The following is a 17311-nucleotide window of genomic DNA, read 5'->3' as shown; positions in this document are numbered from 1 at the left end:
CTTAAATTAAGAAAATTGCTCGATTAGGCTTGAGATTACCCAACACCAATCTCCGAAAGCACGCTTCGGAAATTGCGTTCGCGTGCGGAATATTTCTCGATCACGTCAGGAATGTTCATCGCGGCGATGTGATCGCTGACGAAAGCCCGCCGGTCATTGGCAGCGTTGAGATCGCGCGCATCGATTTTCGGAAGGCCTGAGAAGTTCAGCATCTCACGCATACGATCATCAACCGCAACCATCAGGCTTGGAACACCTGCCTGCATCGAGATGATATTTCCATGGAAGCGGCGACCGAAGGAGAAATCCATCGTCGAGCACCAAGCGCGCCATTGATTTGTATCGAGAAAGGCGTGAACGCTGATCTTCTTCTTGAGATCGTCCGAACCCTTATAGGTCAGCGGACCGACAAGTTCGCCAGTTGTGGAATCGTAGGCGCGTCCATTAGCATCGGATTCAAGCTGCATGTCGAAGTGTAGCAACTCATCCTGAATGACATAGGCTGAACGCCCGTCGTCAGAACTTAGCGCGTTCATATCGCCAATTGTTTCAAGCTCCGCACCCATATAGCCGGTAAATACGGTACGGCCCTCGCCCACCTTCACATTCGGCAAACGACTGATGGCCTTGCGCATATTGTCCGGGCGGAAATAAAGCGACGGACAGCCGACAGGACGGACATAGGAAAAGCCCTGATCGCGGAGATATCCGGCTGCATTTTCACCGCGCGTGAGGAAATAATGCTCGCGGGATTTGAGCACTTCCAAAAGCTTCTTCGTACCAGCAGGCAGGCCGTCTTCACCTTCGATGTCAGGACGGTTCTGGATGCCGATGCCAAGCATGACGACGGGCATATTAAGTTTGGATAGAACAAGCGCTTCCGCATCTGCGGACAGGCCCTTGCGCAGAAGGTTTGCGCAGGTGAAGACGCAGATATCGAATTCCTTGTTGATCTCTTCGAGACCCGTTCCATTGTTCACGCAATTATAGAGATGCCAGAACGGAATATGCTTGGCGCTCGGCAGAAGCGCCGTCATCGCACCTTCACCGATCAGATAATTGCCGGTATTGCTGATATTTTTCAGCTCCTGGATGAAATTATCCCTTGATTCTGAATCCTTCTGCTTTTCTGAATAATAAACTTGCGCCTTGTCTGCGCGATCAACTAGGCGCGTCAGATAGCTCGGAATGCCAGTGACAAGAATTCGTGGGTTGGTTGGGCGGCTCATAGGTCGACCTTTCTGGTATAATCAGGCAACCGCACGGCCGGGGAGAACGGCAATCGTGCTGGCAGCGTCTGCAACATCCGGCTGGGAAGACCGGGATTTCGGATAAGCGGGGCGAATTTCATTCGCCCAATCGGTAAATTCGGAGAAAGCCGAACTCCATGTGCGGTGAGCAGCGGAGGCGAGCGCACCTTCAGCGGTCCGCATCAGGGCTTCGCGATCCTGTGCAAGAATGGTCAGAATGCGCGTCATATCGGCCACGATCTGCGCATCGTTGCCATTGCGGATTAAGATGCCGTCGCGACCATGATTGATCAGCTCATCAACAGCACCCACTGCAGTTGCAACCGGCACGCAGCCAAGCTGCTGGGCTTCGGCAATCATCAGCGGTGCGCCTTCCCAGCGCGATGGCATCAGGAGAACATCGGCCCATGCAAGATGGTTCGCGATGTCCTTGCCGTCAAAGACCGGCGGCGAGACTTTCACACCCGCATCCTTCAGGCGCGTCATCCAAGATGCACTTGGATCGTCGGAAAGGATTTCTCCACCGATGGCTTGCGCTTCAAACAAAATGCCCTGCTCTTTCAGCTTGACAATTGCATCATGCAACCGGTCGATACCCTTCTGACGGTCAAGGCGCCCCATATAGAGCATTCGTATCGGCTCGCCTTTGCGCCCCTGCTTGCGCGCTGCGGTGACTTGCGCGCGCAGCTTTGAATCAATGGAAAAGCTCGCACCGTTAGGCACCGAGAATACCTTCTCAAACGGCACGCCAAAGCTGTGCAGATAGATTTTCAATTGATCCGAACAGGTCAGAAATGCATCATAGGCATGTTCAAAGGCAATCGCGGCATAGGGCTGCCCCGCCTGACGGCGGAAGACCGTTTCATCCACCACATGCAGATAGCAGGCGGTACGGGTGCCTTCGGAGCGAAGTTTGCCCATCAAAGGATGCGCTGCCATGACGTGATTGTTGACCACGAGATCGAAACCGGAGAGTTGCCCGCGCAGGATGCCCCAATCAAGCGGATGATCGTCGGTAATGAAATCCTGCCCCAAGAAGCGATTTGTGTCCCCCCAGGCGGGAATGCCATCCTTCCAGAAATGCAGGTAGTCGAAGGACTGGTCGAACTCGTCCAGCACGTCCATCCGCTCATTGCCGAGCACGAAGAGATGGGTTTCAAATCCTTGGTTCTTCAACTCGCGCCCGGCGGCATAAGCAACCTTCTCCGCCCCGCCGAACGAGGCATTCGGCACCAGAACGGCAGCCGTTTTCTTCCTTGCTGTGTTATGTGCAAGCGGCAAAACGGGTCCGCCACCAAGTTCGTTGCGCAGCACCTGATACATTTCAGAAAGTGCAGGCAGGCGACGCGGACGCCATGTCCAGCGCATGGCAGCACTCTGTTTGAGCGGGCTCGTCGCAATCGATGTCACCAGATTGAGCATCGACTGTTCAGGCCGTGACAAGGCCCGGCGCTGACGCACACGCGGGAACGGGAAACGCACTTTCATCCGCGCCGATGTGGGCCACAATTGCTGCGTGCCCAATGATGCGAACCAATCCAGCGCATCGTTTTCGATGATGTCCTTGATCAATTTCGTCGAGACGAAAATCAGATCAGCGTGCGGCTGGCGCGTACCGGAAGGCATGATTTCGGTATCGATGCGTCGCTCGTCTTCAACATTAGTCAGTTCGACAAAGACGATATTCGCCTGTTCAGAAAGCCTCTCAAGCCGAGACAGGATATTTGGCAACAGCCGCGAACGTGCCAGAAGCTTCAAAGTTTCAGTGTTGGATGAAGCAAGAAATGGCGGGAAGTGAAAATTATCCGGCTCGGACACGCTACCCCAAAATGCGCGGATGGCATCATCAAATTTAAGATCAGTCGTGCCAAGGCTAAGATCAGTAAAAAGACTGACTGTCCCCTCGCCTGCGCGGATCACACCATAGCGCGGGCATTCCTCGTGCTCAAAACCCACAAGCGTCGGGCGGCGAAACAATGCTTTGTGCCGCTTGCGCAGGAAGTTGATTGAGCCTGAGCGGTCGCGATTGGCTTCCTTGAAGCGGCTCTCGGCGCGCAGACGATATTCAAATCCGGTATCGTGGCAGGGTGTCCCGACAAAGCCCGCCTCAATGGCAGAAAGCCAGAATTCCCAATCCTCGAATCCGTTTTGGCGATCATCGTCAAAGCGTACACCGCTTCTGAAAACCTCCGCCGAGATCATCGATCCGGTATCGCAGATATTGTCGGTGATGCAGTGGATCAGGCGCGAATAGCTGTCGCCATAATGCGCACGCCAGTTGACCGAGAAAGTGTCGATATTGGTGTAGACCCAGCCCGCATTCGACGCCAGAAGCTTACGATAAAGCGTATCGATGGTGTGCGGCTGCACCCGATTGTCGGCATCCACGAAATAGACCGCTTTAACATCCGGCATCTCTTCGAGAATATAGTCGACAGCGCGATTGCGAGCGCCCCCCGGACCAGCATTCTCTCCGAAGATAACGTGGATATTGGGATGCGCTGCTGCGTAAAGCGCGAGGCTATCAAAGACCTCGCGGCGTGGATCTCCATCCACCGAAACCACGATCTGTGTGCGGAATACCGTTTCCGATGCCAGAAGAGTTTCCAGCGCCTCAAGTGCGAGTGCCGCGTGGCCGTAAAGCGGCATTGCAACAACGATCAAATCCCTGGATCTATCGTACATTCGCAACCTCTTTGACTATTGTCTGAACGGGGCGGGCTTCAACATGTTTCACGAGGCGGAAATTGAAGATTTTCAGCCAGGAGAAATCGACAGAATCTCCTGCAGCCTTGCTCAGCACGACCAAATCCATTGTTCGGTCGATGGGCTCTTCAAGCATGAAATTGATATCAATCGGACGGTTGGGTGCCACTTCCGACCAGCCACTGAACAGGACCTGCTGGCGGCGGCGATCAAGACTGGAAATCGCGTCGATTTCCTCTTTCACATCGGAAGCAAGGTTGACCAGCAGCAGTCCCGCCACGCAGGGTTGGCCTTCCGGATGATCAATGACCGCGCGCGCGGAGATGCGCACTGTTCCGGGTGCTACGACCCTGCGGATCGCCGCTGCGGTAATGCCCTCCTCGAGCGGATGGCAACCGATGGCATCTTCATGCTCCAGAAACCGCACAGTCGGAAAATCCGGTGTAAGCGGGGTAACGGATACATTGGCCACATTGCGCAACAGCTCAATGGGCATGCGATAATCATCGACCTTGCGGCCATTGATGAGCGAGGTCGGCACGATTGCGTTGGGCAATGATGCTGGCCGAACGCCCGGAAGCCCCGTAAAAATACGAAGTGCCAACGGACGCATATCAAGATCGCCATGCGGGATGCGGGCACGTGCCGCATAGCGTTCATTGGCAATCACATTGCCCAACGAGAGTTCTGGTGGCACACCGCCGGTCGCCGAAATGCGCAGACGCAGGGTACGGTGGCTACCATCGCAAGCCTTAGGCAGCGAGAAGAAATTCCATTCTGAATGCAACATGGCATAGGGCACGAGCCACTCGGCGATGCCTTCGCCATTTTCGAGATAGTCGAGTGTTACGATCAACTGACCATTGCGATTGGCCGGCAGATCCCGAAAATGCAGCGCAAATCCGGAAACCGCATAGCTTGAAACCGGAAAGAGTTGCTCAATTTCCGATTCGCGCAGCAACTTGGCAAAGCCTTCATCCTTCGGATCGACCAAAGGTGCATGGGAGAAAATCTCTGTCGAAGAGTCCCAGTTGCGCGCATGAAAAGCGTCTTCGATAGCCCGATAATTTTCGAACATGGTTTCGCGCTCGCGTCGCAACATCGCAAGCTCGGTATGGACTTTGCTGACATGGCTGACGAGGCGATCCAGGCTGCTCTCAAGCAATTGCGAAACCAGCAAAGGAATGTTTTCAGGTGCCGCCTCATCGATCCGCACGACTGGCACCTCGGGAATGGTGCGCATGCGATAGAGCTGCTGCAAAGCGGAGTTCAGGTCTTTTGCACCTTCATCGGAGGCAGCGACAGCAACGAGTGGAAACGTATTCGCCAACCGCAAAGACTTACCATCGCTTTCAACAAAAGTAGTCAACGCGCCAAGAGCAGTCGATTCCAGCGCTTCACGATCACGCATCGAAGCAATGGCATAACGGCGGGCTTTCCGCGCCGAGATCGCAGGAAGTGGTGTGCTCAACATAGTCATCCATTGTGTAAGAGCCAACTTGGGAGGTTCGGCCTCTATGCACAATCAGAAAATACAGACCATGTATTGTCAACAGCAATATAACGAAGACTATATGATAATATTACGAATATTTGGAAGTTTTTTAATTCAAAATTTGAAACAATATGAATGCATATTGGACATATGCCACAAACACGCAGAAATACGGGATTTTATATTAAATTATTAGGTCTTGAATGCCTGATTGTCGCCACATACTACTTATCTTCCATTCAATACTGCATCGATCAAGGTTTTTTGCTGCTGTAAACATTCCGACAACCGAAAGCGTTTTTCGACCGTTCGACGCGCCGCTGCGCGCATCTGAAGGCAAGCATCAGGATCTCTGAGTACGTTGAGAATGGTTTCTGCCAGCACATCGGTATCGTAGAAGGGCACAAGCAGACCGTTCTGACCCGACCGGATGACTTCACGCACCGGCGGTGTATCTGAGCCGATAATGAGTGCCCCACAAGCCATCGCTTCCACCACAGACCACGACAGAACGAACGGATATGTCAGATAAATATGTGCAGTGGATATCTGGTAGAGCTTGCGCAATTGCGCATGGGAAATTGCGCCGGGAAACACAATGCGATTGGAGTAATCAGGCGGCAGATCCATCTTGCTCAACAGATGCTCCCGCCATGAGCCACCTCCGGGCGGTGGTGTGCCGTAGCTTACGCCATCGCCACCAACGAAAACAAAAATCGCATCGTCATTTTGCCGGATAACTTTTGCCGCAGCCTCAAGCGCTTGCGGAAATCCTCTGTAGGGTTCGAGATCGCGAGCGACAAAGGTGATGACGCGTGAAGAGCCAGCCTTCAACGTGCGTCCGTCCGGCAACAGGATCGAGGCATGCTTGTCTGGATAGAACAGCTTTGTATCGACGCCTTCATGTACAACGGCAATCCGGTTTTGAACGGCTTTTGGATAAAGGCTCTTCTGCCAATGGGTCGGGCTGAAACCACCGTCCATACCGTCAAGTGTCACCAGCTGAGCCATATTGCGAAGACGCAGCCGCTTGCGCGTTTCGGCATCTGGCTGATCATCCGGTGCAAAACCGACATCGGCACCGTGAGCGCGATAGAAAAACTCGCAATAGCCCAATGCGGGTGTTGTGGGCAGTACGTCTTTAACGAACATCATACTGCCCCAACCTATATGCCCGATTACAATGTCAGGCGCTTGTCCATGGTGTGCCATGGTTTCAAATGTTTCAGCCACCCGATGCCCGATCCTTGTATGATGATCGGGCACCTCCAGATATCTGGCCATCGCACCTTTGGTGCGAGGCGCAGATTCTACTCGGTGGCGGATGACACGGACCGCTGGGAGGCGACGGTCCACTGTCTCGCAAATCAGGCTGACATCATGTCCACTGGTAGCCAGATGCTCGGCCAACGCAGCAAACTGACCAAAACCACGCCTGTGCACAAAAGCTATACGCATGTCACAAAATGTGTCCGGTTATTGGCCCAAAACCTGCCGCTATGCATCAGATGCCATAACGAGCAGCATTGCCCCACACGAGCTCAAGCCGGTGCAAGGTCTGGTAAGCAATCTCCAGATTTCGGAGATCATCGTCATCACGAGCGAGCACATGACTGTAGGTTCTGCTCGCATTTCGCAAGCTTGTGCACAGCCGTTCGCCTTTGTCCGTCAGGCGAATTCGGGCCGATCGTTTGTCCCTCTGAGAGGCAACACGATCAACATATCCGCCGTCCGTAAGTTGCTTAAGATAATAGGAAATGTTGGATCCGACATAATGCCCGCGATCCAGTAGTTCACCCACAGTGAGCTCGACATCGCCAATAGCCATCAGAACCAATGTCTGAGCAGGCCCGATATCTTCCACGCCTAACTTGGTAAGCTCCGTTTTCAGAAGGCTTACAAAGCGGCGGTTCACTCGCTCTATCATCCGCGCCAGTTCGAAATGCGTAATTACGACAGTATGGGCCGGATGTCTGCGTTCCTGTTTTTCGGCGGTAACTTCAGGAAAGTCAACGGAAGTAAATCCATCAACTGATGTTTCGACTTCCACTCCCTCGTGCAGAAGTTTTTGCATCTCTTGCTCTCCATTTTTCAATTTTACTTCAAATTTTGAAGAAATTTGCAGTTATATTTATTTGGCTCCTTTCGCATTTCCCCGCCGCAAAAACTTTTTTCTGTCACATTCTCTGCAGTATTACTTTACTGATCTTGAGAACTAGACCACACTTTTTAGGGATATCCGCCACCTGTGACCATTACAAGGCAGATCGCGTATGAATGATACTCGCGAAAACAATCCAATTGGCAAGAGCCCAACGGATAAAAAAAGGCCAGACGATTCTGTAACTACGTCCAAAAGCCTTATTTTCAAGGCCCGGCGCGTTTTCTTGTCAGGCCTTCTTTATGCGGTGCTTTTGAGTGCCTGTATCAATTTGCTACAACTCACTGTACCCCTCTATATGTTGCAGGTGCATGATAGGGTGCTGAACAGCCGAAGCATGGACACACTGACCATGCTGACGATTCTTGCGATCGGCGCCATGCTGGTGTTTGGTGTGCTGGAATACATCCGGGCCCTCTCTTTTCAGGCCATGGGCAGTGCACTTGTTCGTCGGCTAAACCTCGCAGTTCTCACGGCGGCGGTTCAGGCTTCCGTCAATCAGGGACTGCCAAAAGCCACCCAGACATTGCGCGATTTGACGGAACTGCGCAGCTTTCTGACCTCGCCTGCGATCAATGCGCCGCTCGATGCCGCCTGGTCACCAATCTTCCTCGGCGTGTTGTTTATGCTGCATCCAATGCTGGGTCTGATTGGCCTCGTCGCAGTGATTATTCTGGTCGCTTGTGGCGTATTGACCGATCTTTTGACCCGTAATCTCATTCAGGAAGCCAATCAGGCCAATGTCGAAGCTGTTGCAAAAATCGGCAGCAGTCTGCGACATGCAGAAGTGATTGAAGCCATGGGCATGCTTCCCGCACTGGCCCGACGCTGGCGTGTGATGCAGATGCAGGCGCTTGACGTGCTTGATCTGGGCGGAACACGCGCACGCGCTATGTCATCCATCGCACGCACCGCACGTTTCATCGTGCAGATCGGCTCACTGGGTGCCGGCACACTTCTCGCCATGCAGCAGGAAATCACGGCTGGCGCAATGATCGCGACCAGCATTATCATTGGCCGCTTGCTGATGCCTTTTGACCGCATCGTCGAAAACTGGCGCCAATGGGTAAGCGCGATCGCGAGCTGGAAACGTGTTCAGTCGCTGCTTTCCGAGAATCTTGCCATCCGTCAGACCATGCCAACCCCCCGTCCAAATGGCGATCTGGTCATCGACAAGCTGATCTATGCGGCACCCGGCGTCGATGTGCCGATCATCAAGGGGATTTCCTTTGCCATTTCACCCGGCGAAGTTCTCGGAATCGTTGGACCTTCCGCAGCGGGTAAATCCACCCTGGCACGACTGCTGATTGGTATCGTGAAGCCAACCTCAGGCGGCGTCTTTCTGGACGGCAACAACGTTTACCTCTGGGAGCGCGGTTCATTCGGCGAGATCGCTGGCTATCTCCCGCAATCGGTTTCGCTTCTGGATGGAACGATCAAAGACAACATCGCACGCATGGGCGACAGCGATCCGCAACGGGTTCTCGAAGCAGCGCGCCTTGCTGATGTGCATGAAATGATCGGGCGAATGCCGCTTGGCTATGACACCCCGGTCGGCGATGGCCGGTTGACACTCTCAGGTGGTCAGCGTCAACGCATCGGACTGGCACGCTGCCTTTACAATCGACCCCGACTAATCGTTCTCGATGAGCCGAATTCCAATCTCGATGCAGTCGGTGAGCGTGCATTGATGCGCGCCATCGAACATGCGCGCGACGATGGCGCTATCGTCATCATGATTGCACACCGCCCATCTATCATGCAGGTCGCTGACAAGCTTCTGGTGCTCGACAATGGGCGTATCACGCAGTTCGGTCCACGAACGGACGTAGTCTCCTCACTCACTCCGGCCAGTAATGGCCCTCAAATGGGAGCGGCAAGCGCATGATAGGCAAGTCCGTTATTCCGCGTCGTGTTTCCAGCCTGCTCGCGCCGCGTGCAGAATCATCCGATCACAAGTCTCTCACCCGATTTGGCTCAGTTAAACCTGAATGGGCGCACGACATTGAACAGGAAGATTCCAAGTCACCCTTGCGTGGTCTCATCATTGCAGGCCTTGCTACGATCGGCGTTGCTTTTGGCGGCTTCTTCGCCTGGGCTTATTCGGCAAATCTCGGCAGTGCCGCGGTAGCGCTTGGCACGGTGATCGTTGATTCCAAGCGCAAGACGATCAGCCATCTCGAAGGCGGAATTCTTGATCGATTGCTGGTGCAGGAAGGTGACATCGTTACCGTTAACCAGCCGCTTCTCATGCTTGATGCAACCAAAGCACGCTCTGAACTGCAATCGCTGGAAAGCCGTCGCATAGGACTGATTGCCAAGCTTGCCCGTCTTCGTGCGGAACAATCCGGCGACAAGGAGATCACCTTTCCGGACAAATTTGCCGAGGGTGGGGAAAATGCGGAAAACGCAATACGAGCCGAGAATATTTTCTTTCGAAAGCGCCTTGCTCAGAAGCTGAGCAAAATCGACATTCAACAAAAAACCATTGAGCAATATACCGAACAGGAGAAGGCCTCGACCTCGCAGATTACGGCCGCAGATCGTCAGATTGAGCTGATCAGCGAGCAGCGTCGGGCAATTGCGAGCCTTGTTGAAAAAGGTTTCGCCCAAAAGTCGAAGCTCACTGAAATCGACACACGCTTGAGCCAGCTTGCAGGAGATCGCGGCGAATATGCTGGCGACAAGGCCAAAGCCGGACAGGCCAAAGCCGGCGCGGAATTTGCACTCACTGGCATTGAGAGCGATCTGCAGTCAGAAATTGCCGGTGAAATCACCTCAAGTCAGGTCGAGCTATCAGACGTGCAAGAGAGGATCGTTGCTGCCAAGGATGTCATGCGCCGTGTCGAAGTTCGATCCCCGCAGCAAGGCATTGTCGCCAATATCCGGTTGCGCACACCGGGCGGCGTTGTGGCTCCGGGCGAGCCTATCATGGATATTGTGCCTGAAAACGAACCAATGGTCATCGAAATGAAAATAAGTCCACGGGATATCGACAGCATCTCGGTGGGATCAAGCGCGCAGATCCGCCTGACCGCATATAACCAGCGCTCAATGGCACCACTTGATGGCAGACTGACCTATATTGCCGCCGATCAATCGCTCGATGAAAAGACAGATACCGCTTATTTTGTGGCGCGTGCCGAAATCACACCTGAAGCCATGGTCGCCAATCCAACAGCAAGGCTTTATCCGGGGATGCCTGCTGAAGTCATCATTGTCCACAAAGAACGCAGAGCAATCGACTACCTCGTTTCGCCGATTACCGACAGCCTCAACAGGGCCTTCCGTGAGGACTAACCCCGATTGGACTGCTGATCTGCGCTTCAGATCAGTAGTCCGGCAGGAAGAGTATGCCTCAATATAAATCATCCATAGGTTGAAATTCTCCAGCGCACTCATTTTGCGCAAGGCGCAATGCGTCTTGTGTCAAACTATTGAAATATATTCAAAATTATTCCTCATAGGGGATATTTCAAATTTGAAAATAGTTTACCTTCAAATACAATATAAATAAAAATTATAATCATTGTAAATATACATTATATTTCTGTTTATAAAACTGAAATATAAATCGTCAGTAATAATTTGTTACTTATACCTGCCAAATTTATACCAACTAATAATGTTGCAATTGTAATTGATGCGGCGCAGACTACTACAAGCATAATGGTCGGACCATTTTCCGGCCTTTTTGTAAACCCATACAGGAACACCCCATACAGGAACACAAGGAGAAGCAGATGGCCACTTTAGAAGGCGGCGCCTACGACGACGTGTTGTTCGGCTCTCGCTTTGACGATTTCATCCGCGCCCATGGCGGTGATGATCTCGTATTCGGAGGCGATGGTAACGACACCGTCTTCGGCGGTAACGGGAGTGACATTCTTTTCGGCGGCACAGGTAACGACGTCCTGTTCGGCGAAAACGGGACCGACATTCTCTTCGGCAATGAAGGAAACGACGTCCTGAGCGGCGGCAATGGCAGCGACGTGCTGTATGGCGGCAATGGAGATGACATTCTCCAGGGCGGCAACGGCTCCGACCTGCTCTATGGCGGCGCCCACAATGACATTCTCTACGGTGGGAATGGCAGCGACATCCTCGATGGCGGTGCCGGCAATGACGTCCTTATCGGCGGTGCCGGTAGTGACGTCTTCTTGTTCAACGGCGGCGGCGGAAACGACGTCATCCTTGATTTCAACCCAGGTGAAGACATCCTCCAGATCCAGCAGGGTATTAACGGCCTTGATGTTAATTCGGCGGATGACCTTGCAGATCGCGTCACGCAGGTTGGTGGAAATGTTGTTGTCGACCTCGGCAATGGCGATACCGTTACCCTCGTGAATACCAGTGCAGACGACGTACAGGCCCATCCCGACCAGTACTTCACTGTTCACTGATTGAACGATTGAGTGCGTGCCCGACATCCTCCCGTCGGGCACGTTCCTTCTTCAACTGCCTTCTGACCTCAATCTTTGTCCTGCCGCATTCTGCTTAGCAATGCGTCCGGGTTTGCATCTCCAACAAGAATGAAAGGGCGCTCAAATTGAACCTCGACCATTCGGCGGACACTGAAAGCAAAACTGAGAACCTCTCCATTTGCCGTCTTTGCGCCGATGTGGCTGTGGTCATCTGGGATATTCCCGGCCCGGCTCGCTCAACGACCAAATGCACGCTGGACATGTCTGTCCAGTCCGTTCCCCTGCTCAGCATTGGAATCCCGCTCGAAAGTGGCGGCATGCGCATGTTCTGGACCATGCGGACCGGCACCGAACCAATCGAATTATCGCTTTCCGCAGGTTCGCTCGGGCCTACGGCGCAAGCAATCCTTTATCCGGCAAATGAACTTGCAGCTTTCGACGTGCATCACGTCGTCAGCGACCTCACTTTGCCCGGCCATATCAAGCTTCTGACCAACATTCTCACCACCTGGCGCAGCACATTCAGGCTCTCGCGTAATCAGACATTTGCATCCCTCGTGCGTGATCTGACCCTCGCGTTAACGCCGGAGCCGCGTGAAGCGCAATATTGCGGCGAACCCGTTCAAGGGCATCACCTGCTGGAGACCGCCGTCGATCCGATGCTCGGCGAAGTTTCAGCTATTTACGGCGTTACAGCGGGCAGTGTGATGGTGATCCCTCCGCGTTTCGTCGCGGGCAAGCAAACGCGCAACGCGTGGCAACCGTGCCATTTGCTGGTGGAAGCGCCGCAGGATCTGCCGTCTTCCCTGTTACTGATCTTAGCCGGTCAAAAAGGCGTTGCTGTCCGCAAACTGGCAGCACGCACATCAGAACAGACGGACTTCACCAAATGGTGGAGCAAATGGCAGGGAAATGGCGATTTACGCGAGTTCCTTGTGCGCCAATTGGGAAAACTCAGTGCCGCGGGCAATGCGGTGGCAATTGATTTGCAGACACGCTCTCCGCTACCCACTCGTCAAATCGCACAATCAGCCATCCATCCAGCAGCGGAAATCGACCTCGCTCTGGCGCTGGATGGCGGGCTGATCGTTGGTGGCTGGATGCACGATCCTGCCAATTTGCTTGCTGATATCGAATATCTGCCTGAAAGTGGCAACGCAGTTTCCTTGAAACCGCATTTCCATAAATTCGCAGGCAAGATCGCGAAGCGTGAAGATGCGCCACAGCAAGATGTAACGGGCTTTGTTGCCTGGCTGCCATCGGCTAAAAACCTCGGACCGCTTTTACAGCCGCGCTTTCAGATGCTTCTTTCGTCCGGCGCAACCGCACCGCTGGTACCAGCGCCACAACCCTTCGAAGCTTCTGCACAGCGCAACAGAATTCTGCGTTCAGTTCCACCACAGCAAGCACGACCGCATGTGTTTGAGCAAATATTGGCTCCTGCCCTGATGGAAGTTGAAAAGAAACTCGGCGCAACAGTAAGAATTTCTGAACTCAAAGAGTTTGGAGAGACGCCCGCTTCTCCGCTCGCTTCCATCGTCATCCCGCTTTATCGCAATCTCGATTTTCTGCGGTTTCAGTTTTCATCCATGGCAACCGATCCATGGCTGATGGAAAACGCCGAATTCATCTTCGTGCTCGATTCTCCTGAAATTCAGGACGACACAGAACATATGCTGGGTGGCCTGCACATCCTTCATGATATGCCCTTCAAGCTTGCGATCATGAACCGCAATGGCGGCTATGCCCGCGCCTGCAATGCAGGTGCAAGCCTTGCAACCGGCACGACCATCGTCATGCTGAACTCAGACGTGGTGCCATCCGAGCACGGCTGGTTGCAGCAGCTCATCCGGCCCTTGTTCGATGAGCCGAAGCTTGGCGCAATCGGTCCGCGCTTGCTGTTCGAAGATGGCTCTCTGCAACATGCCGGGCTCTATTTCGCCCGTGATCGTCAGGGCATCTGGCTCAATCATCACTATCACAAAGGTATGCCCGGTAATTACGCACCGGCGCGCCGTGCACGGGCTGTTCCGGGCGTCACCGGCGCATGCCTGATTACCCGCAAGGATATCTTCAATCTCGTGGGCGGCTATAGCGAGGATTATGTCATCGGTGACTACGAAGACAGCGATCTGTGCCTGAAGATCCGCCAGCTCGGTTTCCAGATATTCTACGAACCAGATGTCGCCCTTTACCATTTTGAACGCCGCTCCATCCGCCGCAGTGCGGACTACATGCGCGGCCTCGCCAGCCAATATAATTCCTGGCTGCATACGCAGCGCTGGGATGAAGCAATCACAGAACTGATGACGCCACCCCAAGATGAGAACCCAATGGCGGTTCCTTCGAATGTGATCGTGGCCAAATCTGAAAGGAGCGCCGCTTGACCGAAGTGGTAATGCTGAAACAATCAGAACCTGAAGCCAAACCAGCAATACCCGACGAACAGATTGACTGGCTGACACAATCTGTTTTGAAGAACCGCTTTCTGCCTTCGCCCGACCCGAACAGCGTTTTTGTCGGCGATGGAGATTATCGTGCGGTTGGCGCTGAGTTTCTTGGCCATTTCATCCGCAAAGGTGGCCTGAAGCCCGATGCACGCGTGCTTGATATTGGCTCGGGGATTGGCCGCATGGCAGTCCCGCTCACGCAATATCTCGATATGGCAAAAGCACGCTATGCCGGTATCGATCCGGTATCGGGCGGCGTCAATTGGTGTCGTCAGAATATCACTGCGCGTTATCCGAATTTCGAGTTCCGTCATATCGATATCGCGCATGACCTCTACAATCCGAAAGGCGCTGTGAACGGCTTAAGCCTGACGCTTCCCTTTGCCGACCGAAGTTTTGACTTTGTCATCATGACGTCTGTGGTTACACATCTGCCATCTGATGAAGTGAAAACCTATCTCGAGCAGATATCACGTGTGCTTGCACCGGGCGGAAAACTCTTCATGACCGCATTTGTCGTTGATGATGTCGCAGCCCGCGACCGCTTTGGCAAACGCGACAAGCGCCTGGCCTTTGAACGTCATGGCAGTGGGCCATGCTGGTTTGTGCCGGAACTTCCGCCCCTTGCAGCGGTTGGTTTTGAAAACGGCTTTCTGGATCGTGCGCTTATAGGCGCCAAACTGGAGCTTCAAACAAAGTCCTTTGGACATTGGCGCGGCATCGATGCCGATCATTATCAGGATATTTTTATCGCTTCGCACGGAGGTGTCGCCTGATGGCCCCGCGCGTGCTCATTGCAGCCCATAACCATCCATCGCTTCATCCGGGCGGAACGGAAATTTTCGCCCATGACCTGTTTCGTGCCTATCAGCGCGCGGGATGCGAAGCGATGTTCATGGGTGCTACCAACAAGGTGCATCGTGAAGCACGTCCCGGCACAAGCTTCCAGAGCATCGGCAATGGCGGCGATGAAATTCTGCTGTGGTCGGGGCACTTTGATCGCTTCTATATGAGCCAGATCGATCTTTACGGCATTGTGCCGGATATCGTCGAACTGCTGCGCGATTTCAGACCCGATGTCGTGCATCTGCATCATCTGTTGCTGCTGGGCGCAGAATTCCCGCATATCGTGCGCCGCACGCTGCCCGATTGCCGTATCGTTCTGACGCTGCATGATTATTATCCCATCTGCCACCATGACGGCCTGATGGTTCGCACCACCGGCAAGGAACTTTGCCATGGTGCAAGCCCTGACCGTTGCCATGCCTGCTTCAAAGACATTGCGCTCGACAAGTTCGTATTGCGTGAGAGACACATCAAATCGCTGCTCAGCGCCGTCGATGCCTTCGTCTCACCGAGCGAATTTCTCAAACAACGCTATGTCGAATGGGGCCTTGCAGAAGATCGCATTGAGGTCATTCCCAACGGCCAGCCCGAACGACCAGCAGTCGAATTTCAACAGCAGGAACGGACAAAGCCGACCTTCGGCTATTTTGGCAATCTCAATCCATGGAAGGGCGCGACAGTCCTGCTTGAGGCAGCCCAACAACTGATTTCCGAAGGCTTCGATTTCGAGCTGCGCGTTCACGGAGCAGCCCTTTTCCAGAGCGAAAGCTTTGTCAGCGAAATCGACCAGCTTTTTGCGAATACATGGCCGGTCGTGCAGCGTCGCGGCGCTTATCGCCGGGAAGATATCGCTCAACTCATCCAGTCTGTCGATTGCGCAATCATGCCCTCGATCTGGTGGGAGAATGCGCCGCTCGTCATTCAGGAAGCACAGGGGCAGAACCGCCCTGTCATTTGCAGCAATATTGGCGGAATGGCCGAGATGATCACAGATGGCATCAACGGCCTCACCGTTCCGCCCAATGATCCGCTGGCGCTTGCCCAAGCAATGCGACGCATGGCGGAAACCCCCGACCTGCGCCAATCGCTTGGCGAAAACGCACGACACCCGGACACCATCGACACCACCGCAGCCCGCTATCTCGACATGATCGGGGCATTGCGCGCGGCTCGCGTCGAGGCAGCATGAGAGGTAGATCATGAACATCGCGACCAAAATTCCATCCGAGGGGGCACAAAAGCCGGCTGAAGCACAAAGTGCTTCGCCGACACCTCAAAGGACCGAAGCCATGAAAGGACGCGTTGACGCCATCGAAGAAGGCCGCCTCTACGGCTGGGCGTTCGATCCTTCCTACCCGACAGAGCGGCTCATTATTCGCGTTCTGCTCGATGACAAGCCAATTGCCGAAGCGCCTGCAGATAAGGACAGACCCGATCTGAAGCGCAATGGCATCGGCGACGGCATGCATGCGTTTGAGGTGATGCTGCCGCAATTTGCAGTCGCTCGCGCAGGCGAACTGGTCGTGGTTGCCGCCAATGCGACAGGCGCAGAACAGAAACTGCGTGTGCCAAAGCCCGATGAGCAGGCGGCCGAAGCGCTGATCGCAGCGCCGATGACCCGCATCCTCGACAAGCTCGACATGCTGATGGCAGCCCAACGCCAGTTGCAAGTGAACCAACGCTCGCTGCAACGAGCAGCCCCCACCATCGACAGCGCTGGCAACGCTTCATCCACAGACCTGCTCGACATTGCCGGTTCGGTCGATGCCCTGCGCACCGATCTGCACCAGCGCATGACCGAGCTTGATGTGCATATCATGCGCATGGATGGTGTCGTGGCCGGTCTTGAGCAGCGTATGGAAGACGTCCGCAAGCGGAGCAGCGGCGACATCAAAGTTCTCTTCGTGCTCGCCGCCGTCTTGACCGGCTTTGTCGCGGGCGCCCTTCTCACACTCGCCGTCATGCCCTGAGGTCGCCGC

The 17311-nt window shown here is 54.1% G+C and carries 12 protein-coding genes; 7 read left to right on the top strand and 5 right to left on the bottom strand.

Translation table 11 applies throughout. The annotated features are described in order from the left end of the window. Positions 1 to 35: 35 nt before the first annotated feature. The 5 genes from CEV33_RS14030 to CEV33_RS14010 form a co-directional block, all read right to left on the bottom strand. Positions 36 to 1229: a polysaccharide pyruvyl transferase family protein gene (locus tag CEV33_RS14030; RefSeq protein WP_094541074.1), complete on the bottom strand. Its 1194-nt coding sequence runs from the start codon at positions 1227 to 1229 to the stop codon at positions 36 to 38. A 21-nt stretch (positions 1230 to 1250) separates the two neighbouring features. Next, on the bottom strand, positions 1251 to 3935 hold the full coding sequence (locus CEV33_RS14025) for a glycosyltransferase (protein ID WP_094541073.1): 2685 nt from the start codon (positions 3933 to 3935) through the stop codon (positions 1251 to 1253). Beyond that, complete coding sequence (locus CEV33_RS14020) at positions 3925 to 5430, bottom strand: DUF6212 domain-containing protein (RefSeq protein WP_094541072.1); 1506 nt, start codon at positions 5428 to 5430, stop codon at positions 3925 to 3927. Before CEV33_RS14020 ends, CEV33_RS14025 begins: the two co-directional genes overlap by 11 nt. A 249-nt stretch (positions 5431 to 5679) precedes the next feature. Further along, entirely contained in the window at positions 5680 to 6909 is a 1230-nt protein-coding gene (locus tag CEV33_RS14015; RefSeq protein ID WP_094541071.1) for a glycosyltransferase family 4 protein, read from the bottom strand. 46 nt (positions 6910 to 6955) lie between these two features. Next, positions 6956 to 7525: a MarR family transcriptional regulator gene (locus CEV33_RS14010; RefSeq protein ID WP_094541070.1), complete on the bottom strand. Its 570-nt coding sequence runs from the start codon at positions 7523 to 7525 to the stop codon at positions 6956 to 6958. 199 nt (positions 7526 to 7724) lie between these two features. On the opposite strand from CEV33_RS14010, the gene CEV33_RS14005 reads away from it, so the two are divergent. The 7 genes from CEV33_RS14005 (at position 7725) to CEV33_RS13975 (ending at position 17302) form a co-directional block, all read left to right on the top strand. Continuing rightward, entirely contained in the window at positions 7725 to 9500 is a 1776-nt protein-coding gene (locus CEV33_RS14005; RefSeq protein ID WP_094541069.1) for a type I secretion system permease/ATPase, read from the top strand. Continuing rightward, positions 9497 to 10912: an HlyD family type I secretion periplasmic adaptor subunit gene (locus tag CEV33_RS14000; RefSeq protein WP_094541068.1), complete on the top strand. Its 1416-nt coding sequence runs from the start codon at positions 9497 to 9499 to the stop codon at positions 10910 to 10912. Before CEV33_RS14005 ends, CEV33_RS14000 begins: the two co-directional genes overlap by 4 nt. A gap of 443 nt (positions 10913 to 11355) precedes the next feature. Further along, positions 11356 to 12015 (top strand): calcium-binding protein, encoded by a 660-nt coding sequence (locus tag CEV33_RS13995; protein WP_094541067.1) that lies wholly within the window; start codon positions 11356 to 11358, stop codon positions 12013 to 12015. Between the two features lie 146 nt (positions 12016 to 12161). After that, complete coding sequence (locus CEV33_RS13990) at positions 12162 to 14423, top strand: glycosyltransferase family 2 protein (protein WP_094541066.1); 2262 nt, start codon at positions 12162 to 12164, stop codon at positions 14421 to 14423. Further along, on the top strand, positions 14420 to 15262 hold the full coding sequence (locus CEV33_RS13985; RefSeq protein ID WP_094541065.1) for a class I SAM-dependent methyltransferase: 843 nt from the start codon (positions 14420 to 14422) through the stop codon (positions 15260 to 15262). Before CEV33_RS13990 ends, CEV33_RS13985 begins: the two co-directional genes overlap by 4 nt. Continuing rightward, positions 15262 to 16521, top strand: coding sequence for a glycosyltransferase family 4 protein (locus CEV33_RS13980; protein ID WP_094541064.1), 1260 nt, complete (start codon positions 15262 to 15264; stop codon positions 16519 to 16521). Before CEV33_RS13985 ends, CEV33_RS13980 begins: the two co-directional genes overlap by 1 nt. Before the next feature lie 10 nt (positions 16522 to 16531). Beyond that, complete coding sequence (locus CEV33_RS13975; RefSeq protein ID WP_094541063.1) at positions 16532 to 17302, top strand: hypothetical protein; 771 nt, start codon at positions 16532 to 16534, stop codon at positions 17300 to 17302. Positions 17303 to 17311 lie beyond the last annotated feature (9 nt).

The sequence above is a fragment of the Brucella grignonensis genome, from assembly GCF_002252505.1.
In the GTDB taxonomy this organism is placed as follows: domain Bacteria; phylum Pseudomonadota; class Alphaproteobacteria; order Rhizobiales; family Rhizobiaceae; genus Brucella; species Brucella grignonensis.
The sequence above is the reverse complement of the archived record's forward strand: the minus strand, read 5'-3'. Positions and strand labels throughout refer to the sequence as shown.

Bases quoted from the DNA above. Each gene is read 5' to 3' on its own strand.
- CEV33_RS14030 (WP_094541074.1), bottom strand. From the start codon at position 1,229: ATGAGCCGCCCAACCAACCCACGAATTCTTGTCACTGGCATTCCGAGC.
- CEV33_RS14025 (WP_094541073.1), bottom strand. From the start codon at position 3,935: ATGTACGATAGATCCAGGGATTTGATCGTTGTTGCAATGCCGCTTTAC.
- CEV33_RS14020 (WP_094541072.1), bottom strand. From the start codon at position 5,430: ATGTTGAGCACACCACTTCCTGCGATCTCGGCGCGGAAAGCCCGCCGT.
- CEV33_RS14015 (WP_094541071.1), bottom strand. From the start codon at position 6,909: ATGCGTATAGCTTTTGTGCACAGGCGTGGTTTTGGTCAGTTTGCTGCG.
- CEV33_RS14010 (WP_094541070.1), bottom strand. From the start codon at position 7,525: ATGCAAAAACTTCTGCACGAGGGAGTGGAAGTCGAAACATCAGTTGAT.
- CEV33_RS14005 (WP_094541069.1), top strand. From the start codon at position 7,725: ATGAATGATACTCGCGAAAACAATCCAATTGGCAAGAGCCCAACGGAT.
- CEV33_RS14000 (WP_094541068.1), top strand. From the start codon at position 9,497: ATGATAGGCAAGTCCGTTATTCCGCGTCGTGTTTCCAGCCTGCTCGCG.
- CEV33_RS13995 (WP_094541067.1), top strand. From the start codon at position 11,356: ATGGCCACTTTAGAAGGCGGCGCCTACGACGACGTGTTGTTCGGCTCT.
- CEV33_RS13980 (WP_094541064.1), top strand. From the start codon at position 15,262: ATGGCCCCGCGCGTGCTCATTGCAGCCCATAACCATCCATCGCTTCAT.
- CEV33_RS13975 (WP_094541063.1), top strand. From the start codon at position 16,532: ATGAACATCGCGACCAAAATTCCATCCGAGGGGGCACAAAAGCCGGCT.